This window comes from Rhizorhabdus sp. (assembly GCF_018006725.1).
In the GTDB taxonomy this organism is placed as follows: Bacteria; Pseudomonadota; Alphaproteobacteria; order Sphingomonadales; family Sphingomonadaceae; genus Rhizorhabdus.
In genome coordinates, this window is sequence record NZ_JAGMXV010000031.1 from 25,304 (window position 1) to 31,836 (window position 6,533).

Annotated in this window: 9 protein-coding genes; 7 read left to right on the forward strand and 2 right to left on the reverse strand. The window is 65.0% G+C overall.

Going from position 1 to position 6,533, the window contains the following annotated elements; genetic code table 11:
• Nucleotides 1-4: 4 nt before the first annotated feature.
• Entirely contained in the window at nucleotides 5-379 is a 375-nt protein-coding gene (locus tag KAY22_RS07005; protein ID WP_152523622.1) for a hypothetical protein, read from the reverse strand.
• 217 nt (nucleotides 380-596) lie between these two features.
• Nucleotides 597-812, reverse strand: coding sequence for a hypothetical protein (locus KAY22_RS07010; RefSeq protein WP_037520842.1), 216 nt, complete (start codon nucleotides 810-812; stop codon nucleotides 597-599).
• A 382-nt stretch (nucleotides 813-1,194) separates the two neighbouring features.
• Here KAY22_RS07010 and KAY22_RS07015 point away from each other — a divergent pair, with 382 nt between their 5' ends.
• The 7 genes from KAY22_RS07015 to KAY22_RS07045 form a co-directional block, all read left to right on the forward strand.
• Nucleotides 1,195-1,494, forward strand: coding sequence for a DUF736 domain-containing protein (locus KAY22_RS07015; protein WP_029994285.1), 300 nt, complete (start codon nucleotides 1,195-1,197; stop codon nucleotides 1,492-1,494).
• A gap of 188 nt (nucleotides 1,495-1,682) precedes the next feature.
• Nucleotides 1,683-1,913, forward strand: a complete 231-nt coding sequence (locus tag KAY22_RS07020) for a helix-turn-helix domain-containing protein (RefSeq protein WP_029994284.1) — start codon at nucleotides 1,683-1,685, stop codon at nucleotides 1,911-1,913.
• Nucleotides 1,910-2,491, forward strand: coding sequence for a S26 family signal peptidase (locus KAY22_RS07025; protein ID WP_029994283.1), 582 nt, complete (start codon nucleotides 1,910-1,912; stop codon nucleotides 2,489-2,491). Before KAY22_RS07020 ends, KAY22_RS07025 begins: the two co-directional genes overlap by 4 nt.
• The gene (locus KAY22_RS07030) at nucleotides 2,479-3,087 is read left to right on the forward strand and encodes a lytic transglycosylase domain-containing protein (protein WP_029994282.1); all 609 of its coding nucleotides are present in this window, start codon (nucleotides 2,479-2,481) and stop codon (nucleotides 3,085-3,087) included. The genes KAY22_RS07025 and KAY22_RS07030 overlap by 13 nt, the downstream gene beginning before the upstream one ends.
• Before the next feature lie 274 nt (nucleotides 3,088-3,361).
• Entirely contained in the window at nucleotides 3,362-3,679 is a 318-nt protein-coding gene (locus KAY22_RS07035) for a hypothetical protein (protein WP_296621596.1), read from the forward strand.
• Nucleotides 3,680-3,921: 242 nt separating this feature from the next.
• Nucleotides 3,922-5,886, forward strand: coding sequence for a relaxase/mobilization nuclease RlxS (gene rlxS, locus KAY22_RS07040; protein ID WP_029994280.1), 1,965 nt, complete (start codon nucleotides 3,922-3,924; stop codon nucleotides 5,884-5,886).
• Between the two features lie 89 nt (nucleotides 5,887-5,975).
• Nucleotides 5,976-6,533: hypothetical protein (locus KAY22_RS07045; RefSeq protein WP_296621598.1), on the forward strand; the 558-nt coding region annotated here is incomplete at its 3' end.

Below are 6,533 nucleotides of genomic sequence, written 5' to 3' on the forward strand. Positions count from 1 at the left end.
TTCGCTAGGGGGTATTGGGAGTTAGTGTGATGGCGCGAGTGGCCTTCGCACTCGCCGCACAGAGTTTCGACACCAGGAATTCAGCGACCCAATTGGCATTGCCGTGCCGACCGCTCAGAACGAGGTAATGCGCGCCGCGACCGTCGATGCGGTAGGTCGACTTGCTTCCATCGTAGTGAGCGACCTTATTGAGCGCGTCTCGCAGGGACAGGGCTGCACAGGTGGGGTGATTTCGATCAATCCGGCGCGCGGCGATCATGTCGCTACGTTTTTGGGCCGTCGCCGATCTTACCAGCAAGCCGACTGGGACAGCCATATGCACATCGGCGAGATAGCCGTGATCCTGCTCGTTTCGCAGAATCTCGAACAGGTTGGTCAAGGCGTCCCATGCCCGTTGGGACGTCGCTTCCATCTTGGCCTGATCGCCCGTCGAAACGGCTGTCTTGAACTGCTTCGATGACCTGCGAATAGTCCGAAGCGCCGGCCAAGCTCGACGACCTCGCCGAATGATCTCGAAATGAAAAACATGACGCCCTGACATGCATAGTCCCCCCGACGCACAATCGTTTGATCACAGCATACGCAGCTTTTTCCAGCTATTTCCGAAGGTGCCGGATCACGACTTTATCGCCGCGACAGATCGAACAGAGGTCCTTGCGGCGCTCGAAACCAGGCGTGCCGGCGAGCTCGCGGGTCTTGTGATTGGCGTGTTGGCGCACCGTCAATCCCAACTTCTCGCAGATGCAGTCATCGCAGATTGGCTCCGATGAGAGCCGCTCGATCAACCCACGAACTTGATCCAAAACCGTCATCGCTTCCCCCTTGTTACCGGTCTATCTTCGGGCGGCGCGAAGGCCAATGAAGATCATGGCAAGGCTGATCTCGTCCGCAAATGCACAGCCATCGCCGTGGTGATTGGCCGGTTCTATGTGCACGATCCGCTTCGTCCTCGGTTTCAGCAACCCCGGCGGCCTTGATCGATCGCGGTTTGCCGCAAGCCTTCCTTTGACGCGCAACGGCTTCGCCGACCTTCTTCCCCGGCGCGGTGCCCGCGCCTTCCTCGCGAGACAAGAAGCCCGGCTCGGGCCGTCCTCCGCTCCGCTTCGGCCTGGCGGTGCGCGCCGTCTGGCCAGCGGCCTGACAACCGCATCGAGGCCGCATGGGGCGGCATCGACCCATCGAATGGAGGTAATCATGGCACAGATCGGCAGTTTCACCCGTGGCGACGGCGGCGTCTACAATGGCGAAATCCGGACCCTCACCCTTCGCGTCAAGGCCAGCATCCGGCCCGTCGACCGCGAGAACGACAAGGCTCCGGACCATCGCGTGAGCGCCGGCGGCGTCGAGTTCGGCGCAGGCTGGACCAAGGCGGCGCGCGACACCGGCGCGGAATATCTGAGCCTCAAGCTCGACGATCCGTCCTTCCCGGCGCCCATCTACGCAACCCTGACGCAGGGCGATAATGGCGAGCACAAGCTCATCTGGTCGCGCTGAATGCGGTGCCCCGCGCGCTTCGGCGCGCGGGGCTTTGGACCCGTGCCACCCGGCCTAACCCGCACCGCTCATCTTCAGGTGTGTCGAATATCGCCTTTCGGCTTTCGACACTGCCCGTCCGGTGTTCCCGGCGGCATCCCCGGTGCGGTGATCGCACGGTTGCGGTCCCCCGAAGGATGCCGACACCCATGGATACCGACGATGACATCGCTCGGGCCAGCCGCGCCAAGCGCGGCTCGCCCTTCCTCAATACCGACCAGGCCGCAGCCTATCTCAAGATTTCGACCCGCCTGCTCAAGCAACTGCGCCGCGCCGGCAAGGGACCGGTCTTTCGGCGTCACAGCCGCTTCGTCCAATATCATATCGACGACCTTGATGCCTGGTCCGGCGAACACGCCGCACGCGAGATCGCGCAGTGACCGGCCGTCGCCACCGCGCCGGCGACACCCCGCTCTTCGCTTGGGGTGACGCGCTCCGCGCCGACAAGATGCGCCGCTCGAAGCTTCGCAGGCGGATCGCCATCACCGGCGTCGGCATCGTCATTGTGATCGCGAGCGCCGCCCTGCCGCCCGCGCCACGCCTCGTCTGGAACGCCAGCGCCAGTGCGCCCATCGGTCTCTATGCAGTGTCGCCCGGCGCCGCCGTCGATACGAGCGATATGGTCATCGCGCGCGTCCCCGAGCCCTTCCGGCAGCTTGCCGCGGAACGCCGTTACCTCCCGATGAACGTACCGCTGGTGAAGCGGGTGACAGCTATTGCCGGCGACGAAATCTGTGCCCTCGGGCAGGAGATCTTCGTCAACGGACGCTGGACAGCCGAGCGCCGCCTCGCGGACGGACGGGGCAGACCCATGCCGGCATGGTCGGGCTGCATCCGCCTTCGGGGCGGTCAACTCTTCCTGCTCATGGAAAATCCGGCCTCATTCGACGGGCGCTATTTCGGCGCAACCGAGGGCCGCGACGTCATCGGAAAGGCGCGATTGCTATGGCGCCGCTGAGGCTCACAGCCGCCGCGCTGGTGCTGTCCATCGCAACGCCAGCCCGCGCGGAATCTGTGGCCGACTGGCGGCCCTACATCACGGAAGCCTCGCTCCGCTTCGGCGTGCCGACCGCCTGGATCGAGCGGGTGATGCAGGCCGAGAGTCGCGGCCGGACAACGCTCGACGGTCGCCCGATCCGCAGCAGAGCCGGGGCGATGGGCCTGATGCAGCTGATGCCCGCGACGTGGGCGGCGATGCGACAGCGGCTCGGTCTCAGCGCCGATCCAGACGATCCGCGCGACAACATCCTGGCCGGCACCTTCTATCTGCGATTGATGTATGATCGCTTCGGCTACCCCGGACTGTTCGCGGCCTACAATGCCGGGCCGGGTCGATATGCCGCCCATCTCGCGGGCGATCGCACCTTGCCTGCCGAGACCATCGCCTATTTGCAGAGCGTCGCCGGCGCGGCCGGTATCGCTCCCGCCACACCGGTCGAGCCACCGCGCGAGACACTTTTCGTCGTGCGATACCAGGCCTCTTCACAGCCGGAATTGCCCCCGTCCAAGCTGTCATCGGCGACACTTTTCGCGGTGCGGCGTGATGGTCAATGAGGTGAGGTTGCGCACGACCGAGAGGTTGGAGGCTCGTCTCGATAGACCCAGCATGACGGCTGGCGAAGCGGCTATCAAGGCCCGCGGGTGCCCCCCAATTTGCTGCGCAAATCGGTTCCCCCCACGTCCGCTTCGCGGCGCTGCGCTTCGCTCCGCGGCCCTGACAGCCGCTCCGCCACCCGTCCCTCAGACGCCGTTCTCGATGGTGAGGACGCAAGCGTTGGAGGTCATCATGGGCATGTGTCAGAGCATCGGAACGGCGTCGGATCGCGTGATGGCGATGCTGATGGCGGGCTTGGAAATCGAATTTGGACGCGGTGCCGGGGAGGCCCTGGCACATCGCTTTCTCGAAGCAGAAGAGACGGATTTTCTCTGGGATGCGCGGATCGAGGAGCGCTGGCTCGGGTCCTACGAGAGCATCGACGACGATGATCTGGAGCTCGATCGGATAGCGATCTGCGGGCGGCTGGACGGTCGCTGGTTCGCGAGCGTGATGCTCGTGGATGGCGACGGGATGGCGCACGGGACGATGGGAAAGCGCTTCTGTCGGTCCCGCAGATCGGCACACGAAGCGATGGTCGATGCGCACTGATCGCGCATTGCTCGACGGGGAGAGGCGGCGTCGGACTGGCGCTGCTTCTCCCCCTTTTTTGAGCCGGAAGGGTGAGGAGGAAGGGAAGAAGGGAAAACAAGATAAAGGCAGTGTCTCGCGACACTGCTCAAGTGTTTGTCTGCACATCGTTTTTTCGCGAGACATGGCAGTGGCGTCGCGAGACTCCTCGGAAGAAAACTTCCGAAAACCGGCACTTTTCTTCCGAAATCGCGAGACTCGCCATGGATGATGAAGAGTTCACGCCCAAGCTCGGCCGCACCAAGGGCAAGGACGGCAAGAAGGGGCTGCGCTACGGGAGCCGCATCGTCGTCGCCGCACGGCTCGCCGGGACCAAGACAGGCATCGTGCGCCGTCGCTTCGACGGCAGCCGGATCGGTCGCGGCGCGAGCATCGGCAGGCTGCTGTCCAGCCGCGATCGCTTTGCCGGCCTGCGCGCCCGTCGCGCGATCGTGAAGACCCGGTTGGTGCGGCTGGGCGCGAAGGGTCTGCCCGGTGCCCGCGCGCATCTGCGCTACATCCAGCGCGACGGGGTGACGCGAGACGGCGCGCCGGGTGAACTCTACGGGCCGGAGGTCGATCAGGCCGACGGCAAGGCGTTCCTCGAGCGCTGCGACGGCGACCGGCACCAGTTCCGCTTCATCGTGTCGGCCGAGGACGGCGCGGAGTATACCGACCTCAAGCCCTATGTCCGCCGGCTGATGACCCAGGCCGAGCATGATCTCGGCACGAAGCTCGATTGGGTCGCGGTCGATCATTTCAATACCGACCAGCCCCACACCCACATCATGCTGCGCGGCGTCGACGATCACGGCGAGAATCTGATCATTGCCCGCGAATATATCTCGCACGGTTTCCGCGAGCGCGCGGCCGAACTGGCGACGCTCGACCTGGGGCCGCGGACTGACCGCGAAATCCAGGAAAGGCTGCGCCACGATGTTGAGCAGGAGCGGCTGACCGCGATCGACCGTCGTCTACTCCGTCGCATGGACGCCGAGCGCGTGGTTACTGCGGCCAGCAGCGACCCGTTTCGGCAGTCCGTCACGGCGGGCCGCTTGCGCAAGCTTGGCGCGATGGGGCTTGCCGAGGATCTTGGGCACGGGCGGTGGCGTCTCGACGACGGCATCGAAGACACGTTGCGCCGGATGGGCGAGCGCGGTGACATCATCAGGACGATGCAGCGCGAGCTGACCACACGGAAACTCGATCGCGCCGGCGTCGACCGGCGCATCCACGACCAACTCGATCAGCCAATCGTCGGGCGGGTCGTCCATCGCGGCTTCTCGGACGAGCATCGCGACCGCCACTATCTGATCGTCGACGGTGTCGATGGCCGCGTCCATTACCTCGACATCGGGCGCGGCGATCAGGTCGAGGCCACGCCCGAGGGATCGATCGTCCGCGCCGCGCCGCGGAGCGGCGGTGTTCGCGAGGCCGACCGGACGGTGGTCGAAGTCGCTACCGCCAGTGGCGGCCGCTATTCCGTGGACGGGCACCTCCGCCATGATGCCAGCGCGACCCAGACCTTCGCCGAGACCCATGTCCGCCGCCTGGAGGCGATGCGGCGCGCGGGCGTCGGCGTCGAGCGCGACGTTGACGGGACTTGGCCGATCGCGGCGGATCATCTCGACCGGGCTGCCGCCTATGAAGCGCGAAATGTTCGCGATCGACCGGTCGAGATCGAGACCCTGTCCTCGCTACCGCTCGCCCGGCTGGAAACGGCAGATGCCGCGACGTGGCTCGATCGGGAGATCGGCGCGGCGGCACCGCTGCCGATGCGCGATGCTGGTTTCGGACGCGAGGCGCGGTTGGCGCTCGACGCGCGCCGGCAGTGGCTGGTCGAGCAGCAGCTCGCCGATGCGGACGGGGGAACGGTTCGTCTTCGCGCCAACGCGCTCTTGCTGCTTCAGCGTCGTGAGCTGATCGGCGCCGGCGAGCAGCTCGCCGCCGAGCTCGGCAAGTCGTTCGTCGAGGCGCGGACCGGCGTCCTCGTCGAGGGGCGGCTGACCCGGCGGGTCGATCTCGCCGGCGGCCGGTTTGCGCTCGTCGAACAGTCGCGGGAATTCACGCTCGTGCCTTGGCGGCCCGTGCTCGAACGGCAGCTCGGCAGCAAGGTCAGCGGGTTGATGCGGTCGGACGGGGTTAGTTGGCGCTTCGGACGCGAGCGGGGCGGACCTACTATATCCTGACCTTTCCGATCCTCCTCGTGGCTGCCCGACAATTCGCGCTCGCCCATTTTGCTCGACGACTAGCGACCGAAGATGCGAAGTGAAACGGTGTGACCCTGTCGATGGCGAGTGCGGCGATGGTAAATGCGGCAGAGGCCGGTCTCTTCGACTTGCTCGCAAGCAGCCTGCCATCGATTCTTACGCGCCTGCAGGCGCGTCGCTCGGATATGGACCGCTATCAATATCTAATGGAGCGGGTCGGGCGATGCGATGTCCGAACCGACGCTCACTTTCAGCGTACTTTCAACGGGCTCTACATGGTCAGACGCGGTGCTCCATGGCGGAAGGCGTTTTACGATCTGTTTGAAACTCAAAAGACGGCCGGAGAGCAGAGCTTCCAGCACGTATTGACCGTTCTCCATGATCTCACCGGCCGGGTAGAAGCCTCGTTCGCGTCCAAGCTGCTCGCGACGATCGATCCGGCCATGCCAGTTTATGATTCCTGGGTCCGGATCAACATGGCGCTCAAGACCCGCACAGGTCCAGCTTTACAGAGGATACCGGCCTTGTGCGAAGACTATGCTCGCATTGCCGGCGCATACGCCTGGATGATGGGACAAAGGGGATACGAGCGTATTCGCGCCGACTTCGATGAAGCTCTCCCGAAC